General features: G+C 51.2%; 30 protein-coding genes. 16 read left to right on the forward strand and 14 right to left on the reverse strand.

What is annotated here, in order from left to right; genetic code table 11:
* Positions 1–81 precede the first annotated feature (81 nt).
* The 3 genes from nfuA to Q399_RS0116400 are packed head-to-tail and all read left to right on the forward strand — an operon-like array spanning position 82 to position 1,918.
* Positions 82–660, forward strand: coding sequence for a Fe-S biogenesis protein NfuA (gene nfuA / locus Q399_RS0116390; protein WP_031570306.1), 579 nt, complete (start codon positions 82–84; stop codon positions 658–660).
* Positions 661–663: 3 nt separating this feature from the next.
* Positions 664–897 carry a hypothetical protein gene (locus Q399_RS0116395; protein ID WP_031570309.1) on the forward strand — a complete coding sequence of 78 codons (234 nt, stop codon included), beginning with the start codon at positions 664–666 and terminating at the stop codon, positions 895–897.
* On the forward strand, positions 890–1,918 hold the full coding sequence (locus tag Q399_RS0116400; protein ID WP_031570311.1) for a polysaccharide deacetylase family protein: 1,029 nt from the start codon (positions 890–892) through the stop codon (positions 1,916–1,918). Before Q399_RS0116395 ends, Q399_RS0116400 begins: the two co-directional genes overlap by 8 nt.
* An 8-nt stretch (positions 1,919–1,926) precedes the next feature.
* On the opposite strand, the gene Q399_RS0116405 is transcribed toward Q399_RS0116400, so the two are convergent.
* From Q399_RS0116405 to Q399_RS0116425, 5 genes are read right to left on the reverse strand one after another with little or no spacing between them, the layout of a single operon-like run.
* A complete protein-coding gene (locus Q399_RS0116405) occupies positions 1,927–2,574 on the reverse strand; it encodes an SCO family protein (protein ID WP_031570314.1) in 648 nt (215 codons plus the stop codon).
* Between the two features lie 9 nt (positions 2,575–2,583).
* Positions 2,584–3,486, reverse strand: a complete 903-nt coding sequence (gene cyoE, locus Q399_RS0116410) for a heme o synthase (RefSeq protein WP_422784853.1) — start codon at positions 3,484–3,486, stop codon at positions 2,584–2,586.
* Positions 3,487–3,488: 2 nt separating this feature from the next.
* The gene (locus Q399_RS0116415) at positions 3,489–4,541 is read right to left on the reverse strand and encodes a COX15/CtaA family protein (RefSeq protein WP_031570320.1); all 1,053 of its coding nucleotides are present in this window, start codon (positions 4,539–4,541) and stop codon (positions 3,489–3,491) included.
* Positions 4,538–5,053 (reverse strand): hypothetical protein, encoded by a 516-nt coding sequence (locus Q399_RS0116420; protein WP_031570323.1) that lies wholly within the window; start codon positions 5,051–5,053, stop codon positions 4,538–4,540. Before Q399_RS0116420 ends, Q399_RS0116415 begins: the two co-directional genes overlap by 4 nt.
* Positions 5,046–5,774, reverse strand: coding sequence for an SURF1 family protein (locus Q399_RS0116425; protein WP_031570326.1), 729 nt, complete (start codon positions 5,772–5,774; stop codon positions 5,046–5,048). The genes Q399_RS0116420 and Q399_RS0116425 overlap by 8 nt, the downstream gene beginning before the upstream one ends.
* A 13-nt stretch (positions 5,775–5,787) precedes the next feature.
* Between Q399_RS0116425 and Q399_RS0116430 the strand changes: the two genes are divergently transcribed.
* Positions 5,788–5,997: a DUF2909 domain-containing protein gene (locus Q399_RS0116430; RefSeq protein WP_031570328.1), complete on the forward strand. Its 210-nt coding sequence runs from the start codon at positions 5,788–5,790 to the stop codon at positions 5,995–5,997.
* Between the two features lie 48 nt (positions 5,998–6,045).
* Here the strand turns inward: Q399_RS0116430 and Q399_RS0116435 are convergent, their stop codons facing one another.
* From Q399_RS0116435 to lexA, 5 genes are all read right to left on the reverse strand, one after another.
* Positions 6,046–6,927: a cytochrome c oxidase subunit 3 gene (locus Q399_RS0116435; protein WP_031570331.1), complete on the reverse strand. Its 882-nt coding sequence runs from the start codon at positions 6,925–6,927 to the stop codon at positions 6,046–6,048.
* Position 6,928: 1 nt separating this feature from the next.
* Positions 6,929–7,495, reverse strand: a complete 567-nt coding sequence (locus Q399_RS0116440) for a cytochrome c oxidase assembly protein (RefSeq protein WP_031570334.1) — start codon at positions 7,493–7,495, stop codon at positions 6,929–6,931.
* A 9-nt stretch (positions 7,496–7,504) separates the two neighbouring features.
* Positions 7,505–9,112 carry a cytochrome c oxidase subunit I gene (ctaD, locus tag Q399_RS0116445; protein ID WP_031570336.1) on the reverse strand — a complete coding sequence of 536 codons (1,608 nt, stop codon included), beginning with the start codon at positions 9,110–9,112 and terminating at the stop codon, positions 7,505–7,507.
* A gap of 3 nt (positions 9,113–9,115) precedes the next feature.
* On the reverse strand, positions 9,116–10,264 hold the full coding sequence (coxB, locus tag Q399_RS0116450) for a cytochrome c oxidase subunit II (RefSeq protein ID WP_245612901.1): 1,149 nt from the start codon (positions 10,262–10,264) through the stop codon (positions 9,116–9,118).
* A 262-nt stretch (positions 10,265–10,526) separates the two neighbouring features.
* The gene (gene lexA / locus Q399_RS0116455; RefSeq protein ID WP_031570340.1) at positions 10,527–11,159 is read right to left on the reverse strand and encodes a transcriptional repressor LexA; all 633 of its coding nucleotides are present in this window, start codon (positions 11,157–11,159) and stop codon (positions 10,527–10,529) included.
* A 154-nt stretch (positions 11,160–11,313) separates the two neighbouring features.
* Between lexA and plsB the strand changes: the two genes are divergently transcribed.
* The gene (plsB, locus tag Q399_RS0116460) at positions 11,314–13,737 is read left to right on the forward strand and encodes a glycerol-3-phosphate 1-O-acyltransferase PlsB (protein WP_051686091.1); all 2,424 of its coding nucleotides are present in this window, start codon (positions 11,314–11,316) and stop codon (positions 13,735–13,737) included.
* Positions 13,738–13,749: 12 nt separating this feature from the next.
* Here the strand turns inward: plsB and tesB are convergent, their stop codons facing one another.
* Both tesB and Q399_RS0116470 read right to left on the reverse strand, forming a co-directional pair.
* Positions 13,750–14,625: an acyl-CoA thioesterase II gene (tesB, locus tag Q399_RS0116465; RefSeq protein ID WP_031570345.1), complete on the reverse strand. Its 876-nt coding sequence runs from the start codon at positions 14,623–14,625 to the stop codon at positions 13,750–13,752.
* A gap of 75 nt (positions 14,626–14,700) precedes the next feature.
* Positions 14,701–15,018, reverse strand: a complete 318-nt coding sequence (locus tag Q399_RS0116470; RefSeq protein WP_031570348.1) for a hypothetical protein — start codon at positions 15,016–15,018, stop codon at positions 14,701–14,703.
* A gap of 116 nt (positions 15,019–15,134) precedes the next feature.
* On the opposite strand from Q399_RS0116470, the gene Q399_RS0116475 reads away from it, so the two are divergent.
* Positions 15,135–15,608 (forward strand): EVE domain-containing protein, encoded by a 474-nt coding sequence (locus Q399_RS0116475; RefSeq protein ID WP_031570351.1) that lies wholly within the window; start codon positions 15,135–15,137, stop codon positions 15,606–15,608.
* Between the two features lie 46 nt (positions 15,609–15,654).
* Positions 15,655–15,894, forward strand: coding sequence for a hypothetical protein (locus Q399_RS0116480; protein WP_031570354.1), 240 nt, complete (start codon positions 15,655–15,657; stop codon positions 15,892–15,894).
* Between the two features lie 4 nt (positions 15,895–15,898).
* On the opposite strand, the gene Q399_RS0116485 is transcribed toward Q399_RS0116480, so the two are convergent.
* Positions 15,899–16,417: a hypothetical protein gene (locus tag Q399_RS0116485; RefSeq protein ID WP_031570356.1), complete on the reverse strand. Its 519-nt coding sequence runs from the start codon at positions 16,415–16,417 to the stop codon at positions 15,899–15,901.
* Between the two features lie 91 nt (positions 16,418–16,508).
* On the reverse strand, positions 16,509–18,236 hold the full coding sequence (locus Q399_RS0116490; protein ID WP_031570359.1) for a DUF885 domain-containing protein: 1,728 nt from the start codon (positions 18,234–18,236) through the stop codon (positions 16,509–16,511).
* Positions 18,237–18,568: 332 nt separating this feature from the next.
* Here Q399_RS0116490 and Q399_RS0116495 point away from each other — a divergent pair, with 332 nt between their 5' ends.
* From Q399_RS0116495 to Q399_RS0116535, 9 genes are all read left to right on the forward strand, one after another.
* A complete protein-coding gene (locus tag Q399_RS0116495; RefSeq protein WP_031570361.1) occupies positions 18,569–19,585 on the forward strand; it encodes a GGDEF domain-containing protein in 1,017 nt (338 codons plus the stop codon).
* 9 nt (positions 19,586–19,594) lie between these two features.
* Positions 19,595–20,677: a DNA alkylation repair protein gene (locus tag Q399_RS0116500; protein ID WP_037046204.1), complete on the forward strand. Its 1,083-nt coding sequence runs from the start codon at positions 19,595–19,597 to the stop codon at positions 20,675–20,677.
* 75 nt (positions 20,678–20,752) lie between these two features.
* A complete protein-coding gene (ubiE, locus tag Q399_RS0116505; protein ID WP_031570366.1) occupies positions 20,753–21,520 on the forward strand; it encodes a bifunctional demethylmenaquinone methyltransferase/2-methoxy-6-polyprenyl-1,4-benzoquinol methylase UbiE in 768 nt (255 codons plus the stop codon).
* 10 nt (positions 21,521–21,530) lie between these two features.
* Positions 21,531–22,157 carry a ubiquinone biosynthesis accessory factor UbiJ gene (locus Q399_RS0116510; protein ID WP_031570367.1) on the forward strand — a complete coding sequence of 209 codons (627 nt, stop codon included), beginning with the start codon at positions 21,531–21,533 and terminating at the stop codon, positions 22,155–22,157.
* The gene (ubiB, locus tag Q399_RS0116515) at positions 22,154–23,782 is read left to right on the forward strand and encodes a ubiquinone biosynthesis regulatory protein kinase UbiB (RefSeq protein WP_031570370.1); all 1,629 of its coding nucleotides are present in this window, start codon (positions 22,154–22,156) and stop codon (positions 23,780–23,782) included. The genes Q399_RS0116510 and ubiB overlap by 4 nt, the downstream gene beginning before the upstream one ends.
* A 100-nt stretch (positions 23,783–23,882) precedes the next feature.
* The gene (tatA, locus tag Q399_RS22530) at positions 23,883–24,185 is read left to right on the forward strand and encodes a twin-arginine translocase TatA/TatE family subunit (protein WP_084164428.1); all 303 of its coding nucleotides are present in this window, start codon (positions 23,883–23,885) and stop codon (positions 24,183–24,185) included.
* Positions 24,185–24,628, forward strand: coding sequence for a Sec-independent protein translocase protein TatB (tatB, locus tag Q399_RS21965; protein WP_084164430.1), 444 nt, complete (start codon positions 24,185–24,187; stop codon positions 24,626–24,628). Before tatA ends, tatB begins: the two co-directional genes overlap by 1 nt.
* A complete protein-coding gene (gene tatC / locus Q399_RS0116530; protein ID WP_031570382.1) occupies positions 24,606–25,394 on the forward strand; it encodes a twin-arginine translocase subunit TatC in 789 nt (262 codons plus the stop codon). The genes tatB and tatC overlap by 23 nt, the downstream gene beginning before the upstream one ends.
* Position 25,395: 1 nt before the next feature.
* Entirely contained in the window at positions 25,396–25,881 is a 486-nt protein-coding gene (locus tag Q399_RS0116535) for a hypothetical protein (RefSeq protein ID WP_031570384.1), read from the forward strand.
* The last annotated feature ends 56 nt before the right edge of the window (positions 25,882–25,937 follow it).

Raw genomic sequence — 25,937 nt, forward strand, 5'->3', positions numbered from 1 at the left:
CTGCCACTCAAGCAGGCTTGGCAAGGCCGGTTTGCGGGCGTATCATAGGCATTAACCTAGTAATTTAGTCAGGTACTACTGATGATCATCATCTCCGAATCGGCGCAAGCGCATTTTGTTAAACTGTTAGAAAAGCAGGCCAGCGGCACCAACATCCGGGTGTTTGTGGTCAATCCCGGCACGGCTTCCGCGGAATGTGGCGTGTCTTATTGCCCGCCGGATGCGGTCGAATCAACAGACCTGACGGTGCCTTTTAACGGCTTTGACGCCATCATCGATGCCGACAGCAAACCGTTCTTGGTCGACGCAGAAATCGATTTTGTTACCGATCAGATGGGTTCGCAGCTGACGTTAAAAGCGCCGAATGCCAAAGTGCGCAAGGTGAGTGACAACGCTCCGCTGAAAGAACGGGTGCAGTATGTCATCGACGCCGAGATTAATCCGCAATTAGCCAATCACGGTGGCCGGGTGTCTGTGGTTGAACTGACTGACAGCGGCGTTGCTGTGCTGCAGTTTGGCGGTGGCTGTAACGGTTGTTCTCAAGTCGACTTAACCTTAAAAGAAGGCATCGAAAAAGAACTGCTGAATCGCTTCCACGGTGAATTGTCTGGTGTGCGTGATGTGACTGACCACCAGCGCGGCGAGCATTCGTACTATTAAGCTATGCCCAAACTTCCTCTGACAGCGGCCCAATGTGGCCGCTTTTTTGTTAAAGGTCTGGTGCTGTTTTGGCTGCTGTTGGTCGCGCTGTGGCTGATACCTGCGGAGCAGACTCTGATACTTTTGCTGGTGAAATGGATATGGCTTGGCTGTTTTGTCCTGACCCTTACCAGTTATCTGCTGATATTGTTACAACGCATCGGTGTTGCGTTATTGCAGGAGTCTGACGATGAATAAATTGCTCGCCCTCGTTTTTGCGCTCGCCGTTGTGTTGTGCAATTCTGCTACGTCTCATGCTGCTATTATTTTGCAATACCACCATGTCGCCACTGACACACCGCGCAGCACCAGCGTGACGCCGTCAGAATTCCGCCAGCAAATGCAGCATTTAAAAGATTTGGGTTATCAGGTGGTCAGTCTGGACGTCATTATCAATGGCCTGATCCAGCAAAAACCGGTGCCGGACAATGCCGTCGCTATTACTTTCGACGATGGCTTTGCCAATGTTTTCACTAATGCCCGGCCGATATTAAAAGAATTCAATTACCCCTACACCATGTTTCTGGGTCCTGCGCTGATTGACCGTCGTGAAGGCCCGGTTTTGAGCTGGGCACAAATCCAGACTATGCAGCAGGAAGGCGTGATCATCGCCAATCACAGCTCTTACCATCACCGTCTGGCCGTGCCAAACAAAGGCGAAACTAAAGCTGAGTGGCGGCAACGGGTAAAAACCGACATCCTGCTGGCGCAGCAACAACTGGAAGAAAAGCTCGGACAACAACGCAAATGGCTGGCGTATCCTTATGGCGATTTCAGTGCCGAACTGGAACAGCTGGTGAGTGAACTGGGTTTTATCGGTATAGGTCAACAATCAGGAGCCGTTGGACCGGGCGTCGCGCTGACCCGTATCCCGCGTTATCCCTCATCCAGTCAGTTTGCCGCGATGAAACACTTTGTGCCTAAGCTCAAAACTCTGGCGCTGCCTGTGACAGATTACAGCGGCGCAGATCCGGTCAGCCGCCAGAACCCGCCACTGCTGACGCTCAGCGTCGACAGCAGCGATTTTAAGCCGAAGAACCTGCATTGTTTCTTTGATGGCAAAGCGTTACCAGTCAAATGGCTGGATGCGGATACTTTTAGTGTGCAGGCTACTGCGCCACTCAAGCTTTATCACAACAGATACAACTGCACTGCACCAAGCATAGGTAAACCGGGTTATTTTTACTGGTTCTCGCAGCCCTGGGTATTTGTTAAATAACTCACTGTTTAAGGCGCAAAAGCCTTCAGCACTTCCGGAAAGTCGCGCAGTAACTGTGTTTTAGTCACCACTGGCACTGCGTTTTGCTCCAGTGACATTTCCGGTTTAAACATTGCTACCAGCTGACCCTTTGGGTTGAGCAGCACAATGGACGCGCTGTGATCGACGCGGTAATCCTCGTCCGTCGTGGTGCTGATGGCATACATCAGACCCAGTTCTCGGACAAATGGGAACAGTTGATCATGATTTGCTGTCAGCCCGACGATGGCCGGTTGTTCAAAGTACCCCACGTAATTGCCAAGCTGCGCTACGGTGTCGCGTTTTGGATCCACCGACACAAACCAGAGTTGCAGCTTTTGGCCAGCCGGCAAAGCTTCGCTTAATGCAGCATAACTGCCAGACAACATCGCCATGGTCATCGGACAAATATCAGGGCAAAAAGTGTAGCCAACAAAAGCCAAAGTCCAGTGGTCATTTAACTGCTCACGGCTCACAGGCTTGCCAGTATGGCTGGTGAGCTGAAAAGACTTCATCTCGCGTGGCGTCGGGTAAATCAACACGTTGGAAAACTCAGCCGGCACCTGTAACTGCCGGTATACCAAAACACCAGCGGCTAAGGCTGCAACCAATAACAAAACTGCCCAGACTTTTTGCATATTACTCCCTTAGTTCCAGCGCCAGAACCATTGCTGGTCCAGGATCAGCACTAAGAATAACAACATCAGATGGTAAATGGAAAAACGAAAAGTCTGCATGGCTTGTTTTGGATCAATACCAAATTTCAGCCGCCAGGCATGCAGCATAAAACCAAGGTTGAGGCCGAGACTGCCGATGAGATAGACCAAGCCAGACATCCCCACCAGATAGGGCATTAAGCAGACCAGCGTCAGCAACAGCGTGTACAACAAGATCGCGGTTTTAGTGAATTCAATCCCATGGGTGACCGGTAACATCGGCATATTCACTTTGGCGTAATCGTCGCGCCGGTGAATTGCCAACGCCCAAAAATGCGGCGGCGTCCAGGCAAAAATAATCATCACCAGCAGCCAGGGTTCCGCCGACAAAGTCCCGGTAATACTGGTCCAGCCTAACAACGGCGGCATAGCGCCAGCTAAACCACCTATGACGATGTTCTGCGGTGTGGCGCGCTTCAGGAACATGGTGTAGACACCGGCATAACCAAACAAACTGGCCAGCGTTAACCAGGCGGTTAGCGGATTGACGAATTCATACAACAACGCAAAACCGGCAATCGCCAGACTCAAGGCAAAAGCCAGCGCCTGCTGTGGGCTGACCCTTCCTGTCGCCACCGGGCGACGTTGTGTCCTGGCCATTTTTGCGTCAATGTTTTGGTCCAGTACATGATTCAGAGCTGCTGCTGCGGCTGACAACAGACCAATGCCAGTTAAGGCAATTAACATCAGCCCTGGTTGTGATGCAGTGGCTGGTGCCAGCCACATGCCCACCCAGGCAGTTAACAACAGCAAAGCCACAACTTTTGGTTTAGTTAGCTGGTAATAGTCACGCCAGGTCTGGCGAAGCTCCTGCACCATTGCGATTCTGCTGATGTTCATGCCGGACTCCTGCCTGAAGAAAGGTATTGAGGTGCAGTGCCTGCGACTGGTGCCTGACACTGCTGTCGTAAGCCATAACGGGCCAGTACAGTTGCCGCCAGCAAGTTCGCCGCGACGAAGTTATGCGCCACCGCGTTAGGCAGTGGTAACAACCACCATATATTCAAAACACCGAGGCAGAACTGCAATAACAAGAGCAATAACACCCACTGCGCCTGTCGTCGGTGCAATTGCGCTGCCGATACTGGCAAAGTGCGACTGAAACGCCACAGTTGCCAGGCAAAAAATCCAACCACCAGCACGGTCATAATTGCACCGAGCCGATGGCTCACATGGATGGTTTGCCGTGCTTCTTTACTCATCACGCCAAACTCATAGTTGTCGTGTCCCAAATGCAAGTCAAAAGCTTCAGCAATTCGTAACTGGCTGGTCCAGCCGCTATGGCAAAGCGGCAATTCCACACAGGCCAAAGCCGCATAGTTCGCCGAGGTCCAGCCGCCCAGAGCAATTTGACCGACTAACACCGCGCAGGCTAATGTGCCTGCCCGCCGCAACCGTAGTGGCACGACGAGAGCAGAGCTGTCCGTCTGTGTTAGCTGCCGACGATATAGCCACAACAGCGTCAGCAAGGTAAAACCACCGAGTAAATGCCCCATCACTACCAACGGAAATAAATTCAGCGTTACTGTCCACATTCCCAGCGCAGCCTGAAACACCACCAGCAGCAATAAGCTGGCTGGCAATAACTGCACTTTGCGTTGTTGCCAGCAACTCAGCAGAAAAATACCGGCGATAACCAGCCCCAGTGTGCCGGCAAAATACCGATGCACCATCTCGTTACGCGCTTTGTGCGGTTCCAGAGGCCGCTCAGGAAAACGGCTGGCGGCAATCTCAGCATGATGGTCCTGTGGCACCTGTAAAAAACCATAGCAACCCGGCCAATCCGGACATCCCAGACCGGCGTCAGTCAGTCGGGTATAGGCTCCCAACACAATCACGACCATGGTTAGAACAATGGCAAAGCTGACAAGTCTTCTTATCCACATCATGTTGGCCCCCGGTCAAATTTCAGCAGTTTTTGTAGATCTGCCATGACATCCTTACCTAGCAAAGGTAACTGCTCGGCTGCATCTGGTAGCGGATAATGCAACAGCGCTAAACCTTGCTGGTCGACAATCATCAGGCTACCCGCTGCCAGCCCGGCGAAAGAACGCTGGATAAAACTCATCTGTGGGTTGTCAGGCGTTTGCCTTGCGGTACCTTCTGTCAGCACCACCAAATCCAATTGATCCTGTTTGCGGCCAAGTGCCAAATCTATTTGTTGCATCAAATGCTCAACTGCCACACAAGCTGGGTCACAGTGCTGGGGCTGCAAATACACCAAACGCCAGTGCGCCTGTGATGGTGTGATCGCCGGCAGTAACCGCACTTCCTGATCAAACCAAATACCCTTGTTGTTGACCCCGGCCTGATACCAGCCGCTTTTTAACATCACTAGCGCCAACAGCACCGGCACAGCGGCAACCAACAGAAACAAACTCAGGAAACGTTGTTTACTCATGCTGACCTCGCTGATATCTGACTGCTAAGGCAACAAACACCACAGCTACAGCCAGCAGTGCCCATTGCAGCGCATAAGCACGGTGCTTTTCCGGTGGCAGGGTCACCGGCTTATAGTGCGGAATAAAACTGCTTTGTTGCTGATAAAACACAGCGTCTGCCAGCCGGAGACCACTGGCTTCAGCCAGTTGTAGTGGCAATACCGCCTGGATCCGCTGCGGATAGCCGTTACCACTTTCGATATTCTGCCCAAGCAAGAAAGGCCGTGGCTCTGTGCGCAGCACACCCTGTAATTCGATGACTTCCGGAATGGCAACCTGAGGTAGATCCGCCCGGTCCGATCGCCCTTCTATCCAGCCTAAATTCAGCAAAAACTTGTTGTCTTGCGCCTGCACCGGAACCACAACGTCGTAACCCACTCTGCCATTGACGATTTGATTGTCCAGCAACCAGATGTAAGGCGACAACCAACGTACCTGCCCCCTGAGAGGCGCACCGTCCAGCGCAGGCAAGCTCAACTCCTTCAGCTGTGTAACCGGCACCCCATCCTGTTGCTGCCAGCTGGCAATTTGCTGTAACTGCCGGGTTTTCTCCTCTGCCCGCTGCCATTGCCACCAGGCCAACTTGCTTAACAGTAAAAATGCCGCCACAGTTATCAGCACAGCGAAATACTGCCATGACTTTGCGGCAGAAGTTGCTGACAAATCTGTGGGTTGCGTCATAAGGACACCTGTCATGCTGATTAAAATTGTGTTGGTCGCTTTATTAGTTTTTGTTGTCTTTCAGCTGTTTCGCGCTTTATATCTGATGTTAAAAAATGATCCGAATCAGGCGTCGATGTCGAAGCATCTGGGTCGGCGGGTGATGTTCTCCGTCGTTGTCATGGCGCTGATTATTCTGGCTTTGGCCATGGGCTGGATTGAACCTCATCAACGGCCATACTAAACCCGCCCGAAAGACCCTGCGACCTTGCAGGGTCTGCCCTCACCGGCGCTATAACACATACACAAACACGAACAAACACAACCAGACTACATCGACAAAATGCCAGTACCAGGCTGCCGCCTGAAAACCAAAATGGTTATGTGCGGTAAAATGGTTTTTCAGCATGATCCGCAGCCAAATCACAGTCAGGAAGATGGCTCCTAAAGTCACATGTAAGCCATGAAAACCGGTTAGCAAAAAGAAAGTATTCCCATAAATACCAGAGTCCAGACGCAGATTCAGGTCCTGATAGGCATGCATATATTCATAGGCCTGCAGCCCCAGAAAACTGGCGCCAAGCAAGATGGTCAGCAAAAGCATCAGCCGCAATTGCAGGCGCTTCCCTTGCTCCAATGCCACATGGGCAAACTGCAGTGTGACTGAAGATGCCAGCAGGATTAATGTGTTGTATAGCGGTAACCCTTGCCAGGGCATCGCAGTTGTTTCGATCCCGCCCGGCGTTTTGGTCATCGGCCAGTGGGCACTGAATTCAGGCCACAGGATCTCAGCAGTCATCGCATTGTTACTTTCGCCGTCAAGCCATGGCATCGCAATCATCCGGGCATAAAACAACGCACCAAAAAAAGCAAAAAAGAACATGACTTCGGAGAAAATAAACCAGCTCATCCCCTGCCGGAATGACCTGTCCATTTGATCGCTGTACAAGCCGCCCATTGATTCATCAATCACATTACGAAACCAGCCGACCAGCATAAACAGTAGCAAAGCCACACCGGCCAACAGCATGTATTCGCCGTGGCCTTGCTTATCGCGGGTCACTTCGTTGACAAAATGTCCGGCACCTAATGCCAGTAAAAACAGCGCTACTGCGCCGACGATCGGCCATGGGCTTTGTTCCGGTACGTAATAATGTTGATATGTCTTGGCCATGTTACTTCCCCGTCTGATAAACAGCCGCACCTGTCGCGGCCGGACTATGCTGGGTTACGTCATACATCGTGTAAGACAGCGTGATGGTTGAAAATTGTTCCGGCAACGCCGGGTCAACATAAAACTGCAGTGGCATCATCAGCTTCTCGCCAGCTTTGAGTGTTTGGCGCTGAAAGCAAAAGCATTCCATTTTGTTAAAATATAAAGCGGCCTGACCCGGCGACACTGAGGGTACCGCCTGTGCAACCATCAGCGCTGAAGTCGGATTCTCAGCGGCATAGTGCACGACTTTAATTTCACCCGGATGTACCTGAATCTGCCGGATCTCCGGTTCAAACCGCCATGGCATTTTCGGATCCGGCTTGGCTAAAAACTCAATAGTGATAGTGCGCTGCTGATCCTTAATAGCCCGATCAGCAGTCGCAGCCATAGTGCTGGTTTTACCATTGAGTCCGGTCAGGTCACAAAACACGTCATACAATGGCACCAGCGCAAACCCAAACCCAAACATCAATACAGTGATGATTAGCAGTTTGCGTAATAACGGCAGATGGTCTGGTGCCTGCATGATGCTGTCCTATTTCACATCCGGAGGTGTGGTAAAACTGTGGTATGGCGGCGGAGATGTCAGCTGCCATTCCAAACCTTCGGCACCTTCCCATACCTGATTGGTCGCCGGCTTACCGCCGTTAATACATTTGACTATCACCCACAAAAACAGTAGCTGTGACAGACCAAAGGCAAATCCGCCGATACTGATCAGCGCATTAAAGTCAGCAAACTGCAGGGCATAATCCGGAATGCGCCGTGGCATGCCCGCCAGTCCGACAAAATGCATCGGGAAGAACAACAAGTTGACCGAGATCAGTGAACACCAGAAATGCCACTGCCCCAATGTCTCGTCGTACATATGGCCAGTCCATTTTGGCAACCAGTAATAAGCCGCCGCAATAATCGAGAAAATGGCTCCGGTCACCAGCACATAGTGGAAATGCGCTACGACAAAGTAAGTATCATGGTATTGGAAATCCGCCGGAGTGATCGCCAGCATCAGCCCGGAAAAACCGCCAATGGTAAACAACACGATAAAGGCGATCGCGAACATCATAGGCACTTCAAAGGTCAAAGCTCCGCGCCACATAGTGGCAACCCAGTTAAAGACTTTGACCCCGGTCGGCACTGCAATCAACATGGTGCAGTACATGAAAAACAGCTCTGCGAACACCGGCATCCCGGTGGTAAACATGTGGTGCGCCCACACCAGAAAAGACAACAATGCAATACTGGAAGTGGCATACACCATCGAAGCATAACCAAATAACGGCTTGCGGGAAAAAGTCGGCACTATGCTGGAGACGATGCCAAAAGCCGGCAGAATCATGATGTAGACTTCAGGGTGACCGAAGAACCAGAAAATATGCTGGAACAAGACCGGGTCGCCACCACCGGCGGCATCAAAGAAACTGGTACCAAAGTACTTGTCGGTCAGCACCATAGTCACTGTTCCGGCCAGCACCGGCATTACCGCAATCAGCAGAAAGGCAGTGATCAGCCAGGTCCAGACAAACAGCGGCATTTTCATCCATGTCATCCCCGGGGCACGCAGGTTAAAAATGGTCACTATGACGTTGATCGCGCCCATGATAGAGGAAATACCCATAATATGGACAGAAAATACAAATAGTGCCGTGCTGTCGCCACTGTATTTGGTCGAAAGCGGTGCATAAAAGGTCCAGCCAAAACCAGGACCGCCACCTTCCATAAACAATGACATCAGCAGAATGGCAAAGGCGAATGGCAGGATCCAAAAACTCCAGTTGTTCATCCGCGGCAACGCCATATCCGGCGCGCCTATCATCATGGGAATGAGCCAGTTTGCCAAGCCAGTAAAGGCTGGCATCACGGCACCAAACACCATGATCAGCCCATGCACAGTGGTCATCTGGTTGAAAAAATCCGGTTGTACCAATTGCAACCCTGGCTGAAATAATTCAGCACGGATCACCATCGCCATTAATCCGCCAATGAAAAACATCGTCAAAGCAAACAACAGGTATAAAGTCCCGATATCTTTGTGATTCGTCGTATAAAACCAACGCTTAAAGCCAGCCGGCGGATGATGGTGGCCATGATCTGCATCGTGCGGTCCGGCATGCTGATGGGTGTCTGTTGAGATGGTGCTCATGCCTTACTCCTTCTGTCCGTTTTTGGCTGCTTGAATATCTGCAGCCTGGACCAGATCGCCGGTGTTGTTGTCCCAGGCATTACGCTCGTACGTAATGACGGCAGCAATTTCCTGCAAACTCAGTTGTTTGCCAAATGCCTGCATCGCAGTCCCGGCTTTTCCGTTCAGAACAATTTGAATATGGTCTGATTTTCGGCCAGTTTCAGTAGCCATTTTGCTGCCTTTTAAAGCCGGGAACACGCCGGGTAAACCAGTGCCCGTTGGTTGATGACAAGCCGCGCAATAGCCCTGATAGACTTTTTCGCCCATTGCCATAGCGTCAGTCATGCTCATTTGCATCGACAGCAACTCCTGCTCTGCGGCTTTCAGCTTGGCAAGTCGTTCTCCTTCGACCCGTATCCAGCTATCAAAATCCTCAGGAGTCTTCGCAACAACCACAATTGGCATAAAACCATGGTCCTTGCCACACAGCTCCGCGCACTGCCCGCGGTAAGTACCCGGTTGATCTACCTGAGTCCAGGCTTCGTTGATAAAGCCTGGATTGGCATCTTTTTTCACAGCAAACGCCGGCACCCACCAGGAGTGGATCACGTCATCAGAGGTCATGAGAAACCGTACTTTCTTGCCGGTAGGAATAACCAGAGGCCGGTCGACCTCAAGCAGATAGTTTTCGTTTTTGCGCAGTTTGTTTTGGATTTGTTTGGCTGGTGTCGCAAGCAGCGAATAGTACTCAACCGGATATTCAAGGTATTTGTAATGCCATTTCCATTGGGAACCAGTAACCAGGACTGTGACTTCTGATTTGCTGGTATCTTCCATGGCAATGAGGGTTCGGGTCGCAGGAATCGCCATCAGAACCAGAATGACGACGGGAATTGCGGTCCAAAGCAGTTCAACTTTGGTGCTTTCATGAAATTGCGCAGGCTGCACACCTTTTGCTTTGCGATGATGAAGAATGGACCAAAACATGGCACCAAAAACCACCAGGCCAATGGCGCAGCAAATGTAGAAAATAGTCATGTGCAGGTCATAGACCTTCTGACTGATTTCCGTTACCCCCCGGGTCATGTTCAGGGGCATTTCTGCGGCGATAGCCGAATCGACACACAACAAGGCAAGCAGCGAGCAACGATGATACATCGTGTTCGCCACAGCACGTCTCCTCTGTCAGTTTTGCAAAAACTGTTGCCAGAATCCGACGCGCCCACAACTTTGCATCCCGATTCTGCAACTTATCGTTGTTATTTTTTCCTGTAAGAAACCAGCCTTGATCTTTTATCTGACCATTTGTTTTGGCAGGTTCTGCTTAAGAATTAGACATAATCGACAAAAAGCCAAGGAAAGAACGAAAAAAAAGCGCCTTAGTCAAAAAAACTAAGGCGCTTCTCTCTAATACAATGATTTTAATTATAAATCACCAGGTCTGAGTCCGTACAACACCTACAGCTAAACCTTCTATCGCAAAAAACTGCTGGGTTAAATCTACTTTTATCACATTAAAGTCGCTGTTTTCGGGGTGTAAGTAAACAAACTGGCCATCTTTGCGGAATCGCTTCACTGTGACATCTTCATCGACTCTGGCAACAATCACTTCTCCCTGACGGGCCTCAGTTGTTTTATGCACGGCAAGCAAATCGCCGTCCAGAATTCCGATATCTTTCATGCTCATACCAGAAACCTTTAACAGGAAATCTGCCGGTGGATGAAACAGATTGGCGTCTATCTGGTGGTATTGTTCGATATGCTGAGTTGCCAGAATCGGCTGACCGGCGGCAACCCGACCGACCAATGGTAAACCCTGAATTTCCGGTTCGTTTGCTGCATCATCTGCAGCGTCGTCCACCAGCCGGATCCCTCTTGAGGTCCCGGGCAACATCTCAATAAAGCCTTTTTTTGCCAGCGCTTTTAAATGTTCTTCAGCGGCATTTGCGGATTTGAATCCTAGTTGCGTGGCAATTTCAGCACGGGTTGGTGGCATACCGGTCTGGGCCTGATAATCTTTCAGAAGTTGCAAAATTTCGGCTTGTCTTGGTGTCAGTGGTCGCATGGTGCTGAATGCCTATACAGTGAATACTGGGAGTATATACAGTGAATTCTGCTGTGCCAAGCCTATCCCTGCACATTTTACTGGTAAGACCTGAATTTGGCGCTGTTTTTCAATCCGTGCTAAAGTAGCGGGCTGTCTGTGTCGCAGGTTCCTTATGTTTGCCCGATTAAAATTTCTGGCCAGGTTATTATATTGGCCACTTAAACCACTGGTGCAATGCAAAATTGTCGCCACGAATACCCAGACTGGTACCAGCGACCAGCCGCTGTTTTACATCACCAAAGTGTCTTCCGCCACTGACCTTGCGACTTTGATGCGGGTTTGTCGCCAATTGGGTTTGCCGGCACCCGACGACGAAGTGCAGTTAGGCCATGTGCGTTTGCCGAGAACTCTTTATCTGGAAAACCCGAAAACCCTGAGTGGTCATCAACACCCCAGCACAGCATTGCAAATTGGCCAGCAAATGCTGCAAGCGCATCTGGACCCTGCGCAAAATGCTCAGCTGATACCTGTTTCAATCAATTGGGGACGAGCGCCAGGCAAAGAAGCCAGTGTCAAAGCCATCATCGGTGAACAGGCCGCGCCGAACTGGCTGCAAAAACTGTTTATTGTACTGATTTCTGGCCGGCACACTTTAGTGCAGTTCTCCAATCCCTTGTCTCTGCGGGAGATGACCACAAAATACGGCACCAGCGAGGACACCGCGCACAAACTGCTGCGACTGGCCCGGTTTCAGTTTTATCGCCAGCAGCTCGCCGCTACAGGCCCGAGACAACCGGACAGAGGCGCCTTATTCAACGCATTGTTAGGCTCGGCCTCAGTCCGCCAGGCCATCGAAGAAGAAGCCGCACAAAAACAAATCCCGCCGACAGCTGCGCGCCAGGAAGCTTTGCTGTTACTGGAAGAAATCGCAGCCGATCAACGCGAGTCCACAGTCAGAGTGGGTGACCGTTTTTTACGCTGGTTATTCAGTAAGTTATATACCGGCATTCAAATCCGCAATAACGAGCAGGTCAGGGATTTGGCGCAACGAGGCCACGAAATTGTCTATCTGCCCTGTCATCGCAGCCATATGGATTATTTGCTGCTGAGTTATGTAATTTACCAGCAAGGCCTGGCTTCGCCGCATATTGCCGCCGGCATTAACCTGAATTTCTGGCCTATCGGTAAACTGTTCCGCCGCGGTGGCGCATTTTTTATCCGTCGCAGTTTTAGCGGGAACAAACTGTATTCCACAGTGTTTCGCGAATATCTGACTCAATTATTCCGCAAAGGCTACGCAGTTAAATATTACAGTGAAGGCGGGCGCAGCCGCACCGGCCGGCTGTTACAGCCAAAAACCGGCATGCTGGCGATGACCATTCAGGCCATGCTGCGCGGTATAGACCGTCCGGTCACAATTGTGCCGGTGTATCTCGGCTATGAACACGTGATGGAAGTCGGCACTTATCTGCGTGAATTAAAAGGCCTGAATAAAACCAAAGAGTCTGCTTTTGGCATTCTTAAAGCTGCCACCAAGCTGCGCAATTATGGTTTTGGCTTCGTGAATTTTGGTGAGCCACTGTCGGTCAACCAGTATTTACAGCAACAAGTGCCGGACTGGAAAAGTGCCATAGATCCGCTGGAACCAGCGAAACCAGAGTGGTTGAATCCATTGGTCGCCGACCTGGCACATCAGGTCATGTTGCGAATCAACCAAAGTGCGGCCGTCAACAGTGTGAACCTACTGGCAACCTGTTTGCTGTCTGCACCGCAGCAGGTGATGCCGGAGCAACAGCTGTTAACTCAAATGTCGTTATATCGCCGTCTGCTACAGCAGGTGCCCTATCATCCAAATGTCAGTTTTGCTGACGGTGAGGTGAGTGACTGGCTACGCCATGCGCAGCGCCTGCAAAAAGTGCAGATTGACCAGGATAATTTCGGCGCTCTGGTGCGGTTTGCCCCGCATGACCAAGTGTTGATGAGTTATTACCGCAGCAATATCAGCCACTTGTTTATGATCCCTGCCATTTTGGCTACCGCATTATTACGCCAGCAGTCCACCGCGACACAACTATTGCAGCTGTGCCAGCAACTCCAGCCATTGCTCGAGCAGGAATTGTTCCTGCAGCCACAGCATTTACAAAATTATGTCGAAGGCATCTTGTTGTTTTTGCAGCAGGAAAAACTCATTTATGTCGAGCAGGCCGGTGCGGAATATCACCTCAGTCTACAGAGCTGTGCTCAGCTGGAACTGCTGGCAACTCTGGCCGATGGCATGCTGCAACGTCATGCGATGGTTCTGCAGTTAATCGCAGACTCGGAGCCGATGGAGCGGGATGAGTTAGAGCAAAAGGCACATCAGCTGGCACTGCGGTTGTTGACGTTACACGGGCTGGATGCGCCGGAGTTTCATGACAAGAAGCTTTTTGTCACGCTGATTAACGCTTTAAAAGATCAGGGGTATCTGCATGTTGATGCAGAGCATAAACTGCGGCCAGCCGCCAGATTTTCTGCGCTGGAAGCTGCCGTTTATCAGTTATTGCCGGCGACTGTCAGCGCCAGCATCCGTCAGATTGGTGCATCTGCGGCGTCTTAGCGGTTGGGGCGACTACTCGCCCCTCGCTTTCTCATAACTGCGGATCACGCCTTCCTGCATAGTCGATGCGACCAAAGTGCCGGCGCGGTTAAAGAACTGACCGCGCACCAGTCCTCTGGCGCCGGACGCGCTTGGGCTATCCACCGCATACAGCAGCCAGTCATCAAAGCGAAAATCTTCATGAAACCACATGGCATGGTCTATGGTCGCAACCTGCATATTTGGCGCCATAAACGACTTGCCATGCGGCTGAAGTGCAGTCGGCAAAAAGTTAAAATCGGAGGCATAAGCCAATAAATATTTGTGCACCCGCAGGTCATCCGGCATGGCGCCATTCGCCTTAAACCAGACATAACGTTTGGCCTGACTGACCAGGGGTTTAAATGGATTATGGAAAGCCACAGAACGCATCTCAATGGGCTTTTCGCAGATAAATTTACTGCGGATAGATTCCGGGATCAGCCCGGCGTTCTCGCGATAAAACTCCAGATCTGACACTAAATCTTCTGGTTGCGGCACCTGCGGCATTAAATCCTGATGAGCAAAACCCGGCTCATCTGCCTGAAAGGATGCGGTCATGTAGAATATCGGTTTGCCATACTGAATAGCACTGACCCGGCGTGTGCTGAAACTTTTGCCATCGCGGATATTTTCGACTTCGTACACTATCGGGCGCGCCGCATCACCCGGGCGCAAAAAATACGAGTGAAAAGAGTGCACTTTGCGGTCTTCCGGAATAGTTTCTTTGGCTGCAGACAGCGCCTGCCCCATCACCTGACCACCAAACACTGCTTTGAACCCGAGGTCCTGGCTCTGGCCACGATATAGTCCGTACTCGATGGTTTCTAACTTTAATAATGATAATAGGTCTGACAGTACCTGGCTCATCGCTGCTCCCCGAGAATCCTGATGGACACATATTCTGCAGCAAGCAGCGATAAGAACCAAGTTCTAATGGCCAGATCAGCGACCGCCGCCACCACCACCCAGGCTTTGTTGCAAGGAACGGTCATTCACCATTCGCTCAGCCTGCTTACGCTCTTCTTCCTGCTGCGCAACAGTTTTGCAGACTTTTACGGCCCGGTTACTGCCAAGCACTTTTTCTTTACGACACACCAAGGCACTTTTATCCGTGTCCTTGGTATAAGCTTTGACAACCGTTACTTTGGCAGGTGCAGCATTGCTCCCTGTTGTCTTAGTGTCTTGTGCGGACTGCGGCGTTGATGTACAGGCGGTCAGACTCAGACAACCCAGTAATAGCATCCATTTCGGCTGGAACATTGCATTCTCCTGTTATCAATAATGCAACATCCAACTTACGCGTTCAGGCCTTGCGGTGCAAGTGTACAACTGCTAATTTACCTACATTGACTACAAAAATTGAGCTAAGTGACAGGATGTACTGGGTTTTTAAAACGGAACCGGCGGAATGCAGTATCCTGGACATTCAGGCTGCAGGCCCGAAGGGCGTGGTCTGGGAAGGTGTCCGAAACTATCAGGCCCGCAATTTTCTGCGTGATCAGGTGAAGATTGGCGATCAGGTCCTCATTCATCACTCCAGCTGTGCTCATGTCGGCATTGCCGGTGTCGGGGTTATTTTGGCCGAGGCTTATCCTGATCCAAGCCAGTTTCAACCTCGTAGCTTATATTACGACGCTAAGTCAACACCTGAGAAAGCGCCATGGGTTGCTGTGCAGGTTGGCTTCGTCGAACAATTCAGCAAAGTGCTGAGTATGACCGAGCTTCGTCAAATCTATGGCTTAGCCGACATGCAATTGCTGAAAAAAGGCAACAGATTATCGATTATTCCGGCAACAAAAGCAGAGTTTGACCTTGTACTTTGTGTAGCAAAGGCTTACAGTGAAAGTTGAGTCTTTCACCAACCTTGGTTATTAAACTGAAACGGAGTTGTTAAAAATGGTTGCAGTGACCGAAGACAGACGCGCTGAAGAAAAGAATCTGGACTATTTTTGGGACCGGCTGAATGTCGCTCAGAAGTTTTCAGTCTCTGAATTGCAACGTTTCGGTTATGAACTGGCTTTTGTCCGTCGTAGCCCGAGTTTCAGCATGGCGGTGTTGAAATCTGGCGAACGGCTGGCTGCAGTAGATCAGGATGGGCAGATTGATACAGCCCCGTCGATCGCACTGCGTAACTAAATAATTATCCTGCTAATTCTGGCTGACCCGGCCTTTGTTCTTTATGTGAATATTCTTTTGTCAGCAAATACATTTGCTGACACATCTGCAAGTAACCTGCAAAACTCTGTTTCTGCCAGCCGGTGATCAATCGGCCATGCCGGCCGATAGTGGCCTCAAAAGCCGCTATTTCGATATCTGCGTGAAGTTTCAGTGCCCGTTGCAATGCGGCTTTGAAACTCATCCGACGGCCAGACATCTCCTTACATAAGGTGGGGATCAACTGTATCGCGATTTCAAACTGGTACAACTCGTCCTCTGGCATTCGGCTCAATCTGCGCGCGGCGCCAAGCTGTAACAGCAAAAACTGACTGAATTCTTCGGCAAGTTCGTAAGTAATTTGCTGAAACTGCACAGATTCCTGGTCCAGCATTTTGAACTGTACCAACAACCTTTTGTGCTCCGAGGCCAGGCTGTCAGTCCTGACTATCATCACAACCATCAGCACAATCAGGCATGCAATAGCCAACACCCACCAAATCACCGCGACATCCCAGATTACAATAACAATAATTTATTGAAATTTAACATAAAAGGCCGTTGCTCAGCCAGTGCTGAGCAACGGTTTGTTCCATTTAACCACGCTGAACCCGGGCGATATACAAGTCTATTTGCTGTTCCAGCACCGACAGCGGCACACTGCCGTTGGATAACACAGCGTCATGGAATTCACGTACATTGAATTTGTCACCCAGTGCTTTTTCGGCTTTTTGTCGCAAACGTTTGATGGTCAGCTCGCCGAGTTTGTAAGACAACGCCTGCGCCGGCCAGCTGATGTACCGGTCAACTTCCGTTGTTACGTTATGCATCGATAGAGCAGTGTTTTGAGCAAGGAAATCAATGGCTTGCTGCCGGCTCCAGCCCATTGTATGCATGCCGGTATCCACGACCAGACGACAGGCACGCCACATTTCATAAGTCAGACGGCCAAAATTACTGTAGGGGTCGGTATAAAAACCCACTTCCAGCCCAAGATACTCAGAATACAGTCCCCAGCCCTCACCAAAAGCCGAGGTATAAAAACTACGGCGGTACACCGGCAGGCTTTCCTGCTCGTTAGCGAGAGCCACCTGCAGATGGTGACCCGGCACCGCCTCATGCAGCGTCAACGCTTCCAGTTCATATAAAGGACGGCGGTCCAGAGCGTAAGTATTCACCCAATAAAAACCCGGCTCACCCGCTGCGCGGCCACCGGCATAACGGCCCGTGGTGTATTTGGGAGCTATTTCAGCCGGTACCGGTTCAACGCCATATGGCGTGCGTGGCAGCGTTTTGAATAACTTCGGTAGTTGCGCGTCGATTTTCTTCGACAAATAAGCCGCTTCTTTTAATAATTGTTCTGGTTTTGTCACATAAAATTGCGGATCAGTCCGCAGGAACTGGACAAACTCGGCAAAACTGCCTTTAAAGCCGGTTTGCTGAATCACCTGCTGCATTTCGGCGCGGATGCGGGCGACTTCCTGCAAACCAATCTGATGCACTTGCTGCGGCGTCATTTTTAACGTGGTGTAGTGCTCCAGACGATTCTGGTAATAGACGGCACCATCCGGTAAAGCTACGGCCGCAATATTGTCCCGCGCACCAGGAACATATTGGGTTGTAAAGAAATCCAGGTATTGCTGATACACCGGCGTGATTTGCTGACTGATCAACGCACTGGCCTGTTGCTGTAGAGCCTGCCAGCGCGCCGGGTCGATGCCGGCCGGTTGTTTCAGCAGCGGCCGGTAGAACGGGCTTTGTTGCGGAGCTGTGCTGATAAAAGATTTGATGCTGTCTTCATATCCGGCTAACACGGCCTTTGGCTGCGTATAGCCTTTGGCCAGCCCCTGTCGCATCCAGTCCATTTGCTGCTGCATATACAGTGGCAGCGCAGCCAGTTTTTCCAGATATGTCTGCAGGTCTTTTTCGGTTTTTACAGACGACATATTCAGCATAAACAGCACGTCACTGTGGAAACCGGATTCCGCTGTCAGTGGCATGTAGTGCGCACCAAAGCGGTATTCGTCAATGTCGTTTTGTACGCGGTACTGTAAAATCGCCAAGTTTATTTTTTGCTGTTCTGACAAACCACTGGCATCGGTTTTATTCAACTCTGCCAACAATGCCAGTCGCTGCTGCTGCGCCTTTTCCAGCGCTGCCGGAGACATATCTGGCAAACCTGACTTGGTATTGGTCTGGACCTGTTCAACACGCTGCCACCAGTCGTTAGCAAAACGGTCAAAATCAGCAGGAGTTGAGGCTGGTTGCTGCGCGCAGGCCATCAACGCAGCACAACACAGCGAAACCAATAATTTTTGTTTCATTTCTGGCAATCCAAATGGCTATATGACAGCACTGATTGTATACAATTCTGCACGTCGTTCAGTTGCTAACCGGCTCAGATTTCTGCCTTTTGAGCGGATTTTATGCACAGAGTCAGAATCATGAATAACGTGGCTAAGACAAATATCTGAATATTCAGAAAAAAATCCATTATTGCCGCAAAAAAGGCTTGGCGGCTTCAGGTTGTCCCGTTATTTTAGGTGTGACAGCGCTGTAATTTTTTGCGCGCGCTTGCGTTGGCATGGCTTTTCCGTAACATATCGGCCTTAAGTTACGCTAAGTCTATGCAGTATCCATTGGAGTTTTACTTGGCATGATGTATCAGGATTCAATCGAGCAAGCCAGCGAGAAGGCGGCGTTAGCCATAGCCTTCTTGCAGCGGCATCGTTTGGCCGCACACCCGGTAAACTTCACTGTTGCCTACGAATATATCAGCGGCGTGATCGCTGAACTTTGTCAGGCCATCGAAGATAAACTGACCGCCCGTATCCCGTTCGACGATTTTGTCATGACGGAACTGTACAGCAATTACATTGTACCGACCGGCCGGCAAAACGAAGCCATGATTGCTGCCGTGTATAAAATGGTCAATGCGCTGAATCAGCAGTCTGAACAAGCTGGTGAAGCTATTCATGATTATATTGATGTGCTGGATCACGGTCTGGTTGCGCTGAAAACCGAGACACCGGTACAGGCACGTGAAACTATCGGCCGTATTCTATCCGCGACCTACGAACTCAAAGCCAGTCAGCAAAAACTGCGTGACCAGCTGTTGAAATCAAATGAACAGAGTTATCAATTACGCGCCGAGCTGGAGCAATTAAAACGTGAGCGGCATGTCGATGCCTTAACCGGCCTCTACAACCGGCTGGCGATGCAGGAACATATCGACCAGTGGCTGGCCGAAAACCCGCACCGCCGTATCGCTGCCATCGCCGTAGATCTCGACCACTTTAAGCAATTTAATCAGGATTACGGCTACAACATCGGTGACGTGATCCTGTCAAAAGTAGCGAAAAAAATCAGTGCTTATGTACAGGAAAGCGGGCTGCCGGTCCGTGCCGGTGGCGAAGAATTCCTGATCCTGCTGCCGGATGTCGACCTGCGTACCGCCAGTGAAATCGCCGAACAAGTACGCCGCGGCGTGGAAAAGCTGCGTTTTGTGTCATCGCGCAGCAAAAAAGCACTACCGAAAGTCACCATTTCGCTGGGTGTGGCCTTATATCAGGCGCAGGAAAACTGGCACCAGTTCTTAGCCCGCTCCAATCAGGTGCTGAATGTCGCGAAAAAACGTGGCCGCAATCAGGTTGCCACCGAAGCGATGCTGTAAACCCGCCGCATGAGCGCGCCGCTGCTAAAAGACTTTTTAGACCTTGCTTTGTTGCAACGACTGGCGGCTAACGTCAGTCAGCACCATCCCAGCTTTAACGCCGACACATTTATAAGCACGCTCTGGGACTCTGCCTACACCGAACTGAGTCTGAAACAGCGAGTCCGCCGCATCGCCACCACTTTGTATCAACAGCTGGATTTGCCATTCGCTCACTGCTGCGAGTTACTGAAACCGGTCAGCAGCGAAATCCGTGGCTTGCCCGGTTTTATCTTTCCGGACATCGTTGAGCAGTTTGGCCTCGGCGATTTTGCCACTTCGATGCAAGCGCTGGCGCATTTCACCTGTTACTCCACCGGCGAATTTGCCATCCGGCCTTTTCTGCAACGTTACCCGCAGCAAAGTATGCAACAGCTGCAGCAATGGGCAGGGTCAGACAATATGCATTTGCGCCGGCTGGCTTCTGAAGGCTGCCGGCCCCGTCTGCCCTGGGGGCAAAAACTGCCACAATTTATTGCTGACCCAACGCCGTTATTCCCGCTGTTACAGCGTTTAAAGCAGGACCCGGAAGATTACGTCCGACGCAGTGTGGCCAACAATCTGAACGATATCAGCAAAGACCACCCCGACCTGGTGCTGCAGCTGGCGCAGCAGTGGCATGGCCAGCACCGCCACACCGACTGGATCCTGAAACATGCCTTGCGCGGCCTGTTAAAACAGCGCCAGCCGCAGGCGCTGCAGTTATTTGGCTGCAATATCCGCGCGCTGGACGCCAGCCTGACCCTGGCTCAGCAACAGCTGAATTATGGAGAAGTGCTGAATTTTGCCGCACAGCTCACGCTGCATGACGGCCCCGCGCCGCTAAGGGTTGAATATGCAATTGATTTTGCTTCGAAAAACGGCAGCAAAAGACACAAAGTATTCCAATGGCTACAACGGGAAGCCGGCCCCGGCACGCTAAAGCTACAAAAATCTTATCGTTTCAGCGACCTGACGACCCGCCGGCATTATGGCGGCGCCCATCAGCTGCACCTGATCGTCAACGGTAACATCGTCGTATCTGCCACATTCGATTTGATCCGCGACAATTGATCCACCGCTTTGGGTTGGACTCTGCAGTGGGATCTTTTACACTAGCGCCACATTCTTTCTGGCTAAGGTTATTTCATGTCCGAACAACAGCATTCCGGCACCCAAGACAGTACGCATTTTGGTTTTAAAACTGTTGCCCGTGACGAAAAGGTTTCGATGGTTGCCAATGTCTTTCATAGTGTCGCGGCCAAATACGATGTAATGAATGACCTGATGTCACTGGGCATCCACCGGCTGTGGAAACGCTTCACCATTGATTGCAGTGGTGTCCGGCCTGGTCAGAAAGTACTGGATTTAGCCGGCGGCACCGGTGATTTGACCGCCTTATTTTCCCGTCGGGTCGGTCCAACCGGTCAGGTGATTTTGGCTGATATCAACGAATCGATGCTGAATGTTGGCAAAGATAAACTGCGTGACCTGGGTCTGGTCAACAATATCAGCTATGTACAGGCTAACGCCGAAGCACTGCCTTTTGCCGACAACAGTTTTGACATCATCACTATCGCTTTTGGCCTGCGTAACGTCACCGACAAAGACGCCGCACTACGTTCAATGTTCCGCGTGCTGAAACCGGGTGGCCGCTTATTGGTGCTCGAGTTTTCCAAACCGACCGAAGCCTGGCTCAGCAAAGTGTATGACCTGTACTCTTTTAAACTGTTGCCGGCGATGGGTCAGCTGGTCGCCAACGACCGCGAGTCTTATCAGTATCTGGCTGAATCTATCCGCATGCACCCCGACCAGGACACGCTGAAACAGATGATGCAGCAGGCCGGCTTTGCTGAAACCAGCTATCACAATCTGACCGGGGGTATTGTCGCCCTGCACCGTGGTTATAAATTCTGACGAGCACATCATGCTGAAACTGTTATTGCCCGGTTTATTGTGCACTGTTGCGGAAAAAGTGCTGAATCCGGTGATAGGTATGGACCCGGATGCGCATACACGCCTGAATCGGCTGCAGGGTAAGCAGTTTGCCGTGCGGTTACGCGGCATTCCGCTGCGGCTGGTGTTTACCGCGCAGCAAAACGGCATCTGGCTGAACAGCCACGACGAACCGGTCGATTGCAGCATTAGCGCTGATTTGTCGGCCTTGCAGCAGTTATCAGACCCCAGCCAGCTGACCCGTTTGATCCGCGAGGACAAACTGCAGATCGATGGCGACCTGCAAACGCTGCAACAGTTTTCGCAGTTCTTTCAGCAACTGAACCCGGATTGGCAGGAACGTCTATCGATCTATCTGGGTGATGCTATGGCGCACAAAGCCACGAACGGTATTCAGTTGCTGCAGCGCAGTATCAGGCAATATCTGCAGCAGAGTGACCACAACTTGCGCGAACTGGCACAGGATGAACTACGGCTGACGCCGGTCGCGGCCGAAGTGCAGCAATTCAGCCAGGATGTCAGTGCTGTCGCTGCCCGCACCGAACTTTTACAACGCCAGCTAGCTGGCCTGCTTTCGCAGTCACGGGCCTTCGCATGAGCATCAGCCGTTTTTATCAAATCATTAAAACCTTATTGCAACACGGCCTCGATGAGCTGATCCCGGCGCAGTGGCGCCCCTGGTGGCTGAAGCCACTTCGGGTCATTTCATTCTGGCTGCGAAACCGCCATCCGGAACAAAGTCCGGGCGTGCGGTTGCGGCTGGCGCTGCAAAGCCTAGGGCCGGTCTGGGTCAAATTTGGTCAGATGCTGTCGACCCGGCGCGATTTGTTTCCGCCAGAGCTGGCTGATGAGCTGGCTAAACTACAGGACAAAGTCGCCCCCTTTGACGGCCAAAAGGCACAGCAGCTGATTGAACAGGCTCTTGGCCTTAAAAATATCAACGAATTATTCAGCGACTTTGCCGTGGCACCGCTGGCTTCGGCCTCTATCGCGCAGGTTCATACCGCGCGCTTACGTCTGGCAGATGGTTCAGCGCCGGAAGTGGTGATTAAAGTGATCCGGCCGGACATTGAGCAACAAATTCAGGCCGATTTGGAACTGATGGCAGATCTTGCCATCGCCGCCGCGAAGTTTTTGCCCGACGGCAAGCGGCTGAGACCGCGTGAAGTGGTGGCAGAGTACCGCAAAACCATTCTCGACGAGCTGGATTTACAACGCGAAGCCGCCAACGCTATTCAGCTGCGCCGCAACTTCGAAGGCTCCGAATCCCTGTATATTCCCTTTGTTTACAGCGACCATAGTCGGAAAAATGTTATGGTGATGGAGCGCATTTACGGCATCCCGGTATCGGATACTGAGCGCCTGATTGCCAACGGCACCGATATGGAATTGCTGGCCAAACGCGGCGTTGAAGTGTTTTTCACTCAGGTGTTCCGCGACAGTTTTTTCCATGCCGATATGCATCCCGGCAATATCTTTGTGGCGCCGGACAAACCACATAACCCGCAATACATCGGTATCGATTGTGGCATCGTCGGCACGCTGAACCGAGAAGATAAACGGTATCTGGCGGAGAATTTTGTCGCCTTTTTTAATCGGGATTACCGTAAAGTGGCTGAATTGCATGTCGATTCGGGCTGGGTCCCGGCAGATACCTCTATTGAAGAATTTGAAAGCGCGATACGTACTGTTTGTGAACCGATATTCCAAAAGCCGCTGGCCGAGATCTCCTTTGGCCAGGTACTGCTGAATCTGTTTAATACCGCACGTCGTTTTAACATGCAGGTGCAACCGCAGCTGGTGCTGTTGCAAAAAACCTTGTTATATATCGAAGGCTTAGGCCGGCAGCTTTATCCGCAGCTCGACCTGTGGAAAACCGCCAAGCCGTTCCTGGAAAACTGGGTCAAACAACAAATGGGCCCTTGGGCTATGTTGCGGCAAATCAAAGAGAATCTGCCGTTTTGGGCCGAGAAACTGCCGGAAATGCCTACGCTGCTGCATAGCTATCTGCAGCAACAACCGCGTTCACAACAACAGTTACTGGCCCAGTTACAACTACTGCAGCAAACACAACAACAGCAAGGTCGTAGCCTGAAACTGATGATTGTGGCAGCGGCGTTGATTATCAGCGCCACGCTGTTATTGGCGCTCGGCCACCATACGCTGGCTCTCGGCGCTTTTACCCTGGCTGTAGCTGGTGCGGGTAAAGCAATATTGTCATAATTTTTTTATAGAATCGGCGCAGGGATCTGAACCGGGCATGGAGTTCGGGCAGATAACAAGCGTATACTGGAACAGTTTTTAGTCTGAGGAAGCATATATCATGGGTCTTGGTGGCATTAGTATTTGGCAGTTGCTGATTATTCTGGTGATTATCGTGTTGTTGTTTGGCACCAAACGTCTGCGCAACATCGGCAACGATCTCGGCTCTGCGATCCGCGGTTTCCGCAGTTCAATCAAAGATCCGGAAGAGCCTGCTGAACAGGACGCGACTTTTCCGGCTGAAGTAAAACGCGACGCTGCGGTGACCGCTCAGCCAGCCGCAACACAGCCAGTAGCGCCAGCTGCGCCGGCTACTCCGGCTCAAAGCGCGGCTCCGGTGAATCAGGTACAAGATAAGCACTGATGAGCTTCTGGGAACTGGTTGTTGTTGGCGTCGTTGCTTTGCTGGTGCTAGGGCCGGAGAAGCTACCCGGCGCTATCCGCACTGTGACAGGCACCATCCGTTCTATCCGCGAATTCGGCCATCAGATGAAATCTGAATTGTCTGATGAGCTGCGGGTACATGAACTGCATGAAAAACTGCGGCAGGCCGAAGAAAAAGGCCTGCTTGGTTTATCTGCAGACGAAATCAATGCACTGGCGGAACTGCGCCAGGCCGCCGCGGATGTGAATAGTCCGTACAGCAAGCCCGCACAAGCTGCGACCGACATCCCGGCACAACTGCCTGCGGCTATACCAGCTGCAGGTACACCCCCTGCAGTAGCAGCACCGTCGGTGCCGGCTGCAGTCGCCCCTTCCAGTGGTCAACCAACAGCACAAGTGAATGAGCAAAAAACACCGACATGACCCCAACAGCCTGATGGGGCATCTGATTGAACTGCGCAACAGATTGCTGAAATCGATTGCCGCAGTCGTTTTGTTATTCCTGAGTCTGGCGTATTTTGCCAATGACATCTATCACCTGCTGGCCATGCCGCTGTTAGCATCGTTGCCCAAAGGCACGACGATGATCGCGACCGGTGTCGCTTCCACTTTTTTTGTGCCCTTTAAGCTGACATTTATTGTCGCTTTTGTGTTGGCGATTCCATATGTGTTGTATCAAATCTGGAGCTTCATTGCGCCGGCGCTGTACAACAAAGAAAAACATCTGATAGCGCCACTGATCGTCTCGTCGACGCTGTTGTTTTATCTGGGAATTTCCTTCGCTTATTTCTTTGTGTTTCCGCTGGTATTTGGCTTTTTTACCAGTGTCACGCCCGAAGGCGTGGTCAATGCGCCGGACATCAGCACCTATCTCGATTTTGTCCTGCAGATGTTTTTTGCCTTTGGCCTGAGTTTTGAAATTCCGGTTGCCATGTTGTTGTTAATTTGGTCAGGCGTGATGGACAGAGCAGCGCTGATTGAAAAGCGGCCGTATTTTATTGTCATCGCCTTTGTCGTCGCGATGTTTTTAACACCGCCGGATGTACTGTCGCAAACGCTGTTGGCCGTGCCAATGTGTATTTTATATGAAATCGGCATTTGGCTAGGTCGCTTCTACGAACGACCAGCCGATGAAGCAGACGAAGCAGACGAAGCAGTCACGGAAGAAAAAATTGATGAAAAGAGCTGATATGCGCAAACTCATTGCCTTGTCATTTTTTGGTCTGATTGGATCAGTCACTGCCGCAGAAAGTCTGCAACAATGTCGCGCTATTATGGACGCCAGTGCCCGCTTGCAATGTTACGATCAATATGTCGATACGCAGAGTGCCAAGAGCGTCAGCGCCAAAGCACCAGATGCAGTTGCAGCGACGGCAGCAGCCAAGGTCACTGAACCAGTAAAAACAGCACGTGATGAAGCCTTGTTCGGTACCAGCGGTGAGACTATCGAATCCAAAATCGCCGACCTGAATGTACAGGTGCAAAGTATCAGCACAGATTCACGACAAAAACTGCTGCTGACCATGCAAAATGGCCAACGTTGGCAGCAGCTTGATAATGGGTTTCTGAAAGTCAGTCAGGGCGACAATTGTGTGATCAGCAGCGGCGTCTTTGGTTCATACACGATGAAATGCCAACAGGGCACTAAATCGATCCGGGTTAAACGCGTCCGCTGAAAACAAGCCGTCAGCGAAGTGCGGCAGCAACCGGGCCCTTAGGTCTTAGGAGAGAT

This window comes from Rheinheimera texasensis DSM 17496 (assembly GCF_000711985.1).
Classification (GTDB): Bacteria; Pseudomonadota; Gammaproteobacteria; order Enterobacterales; family Alteromonadaceae; genus Pararheinheimera; species Pararheinheimera texasensis.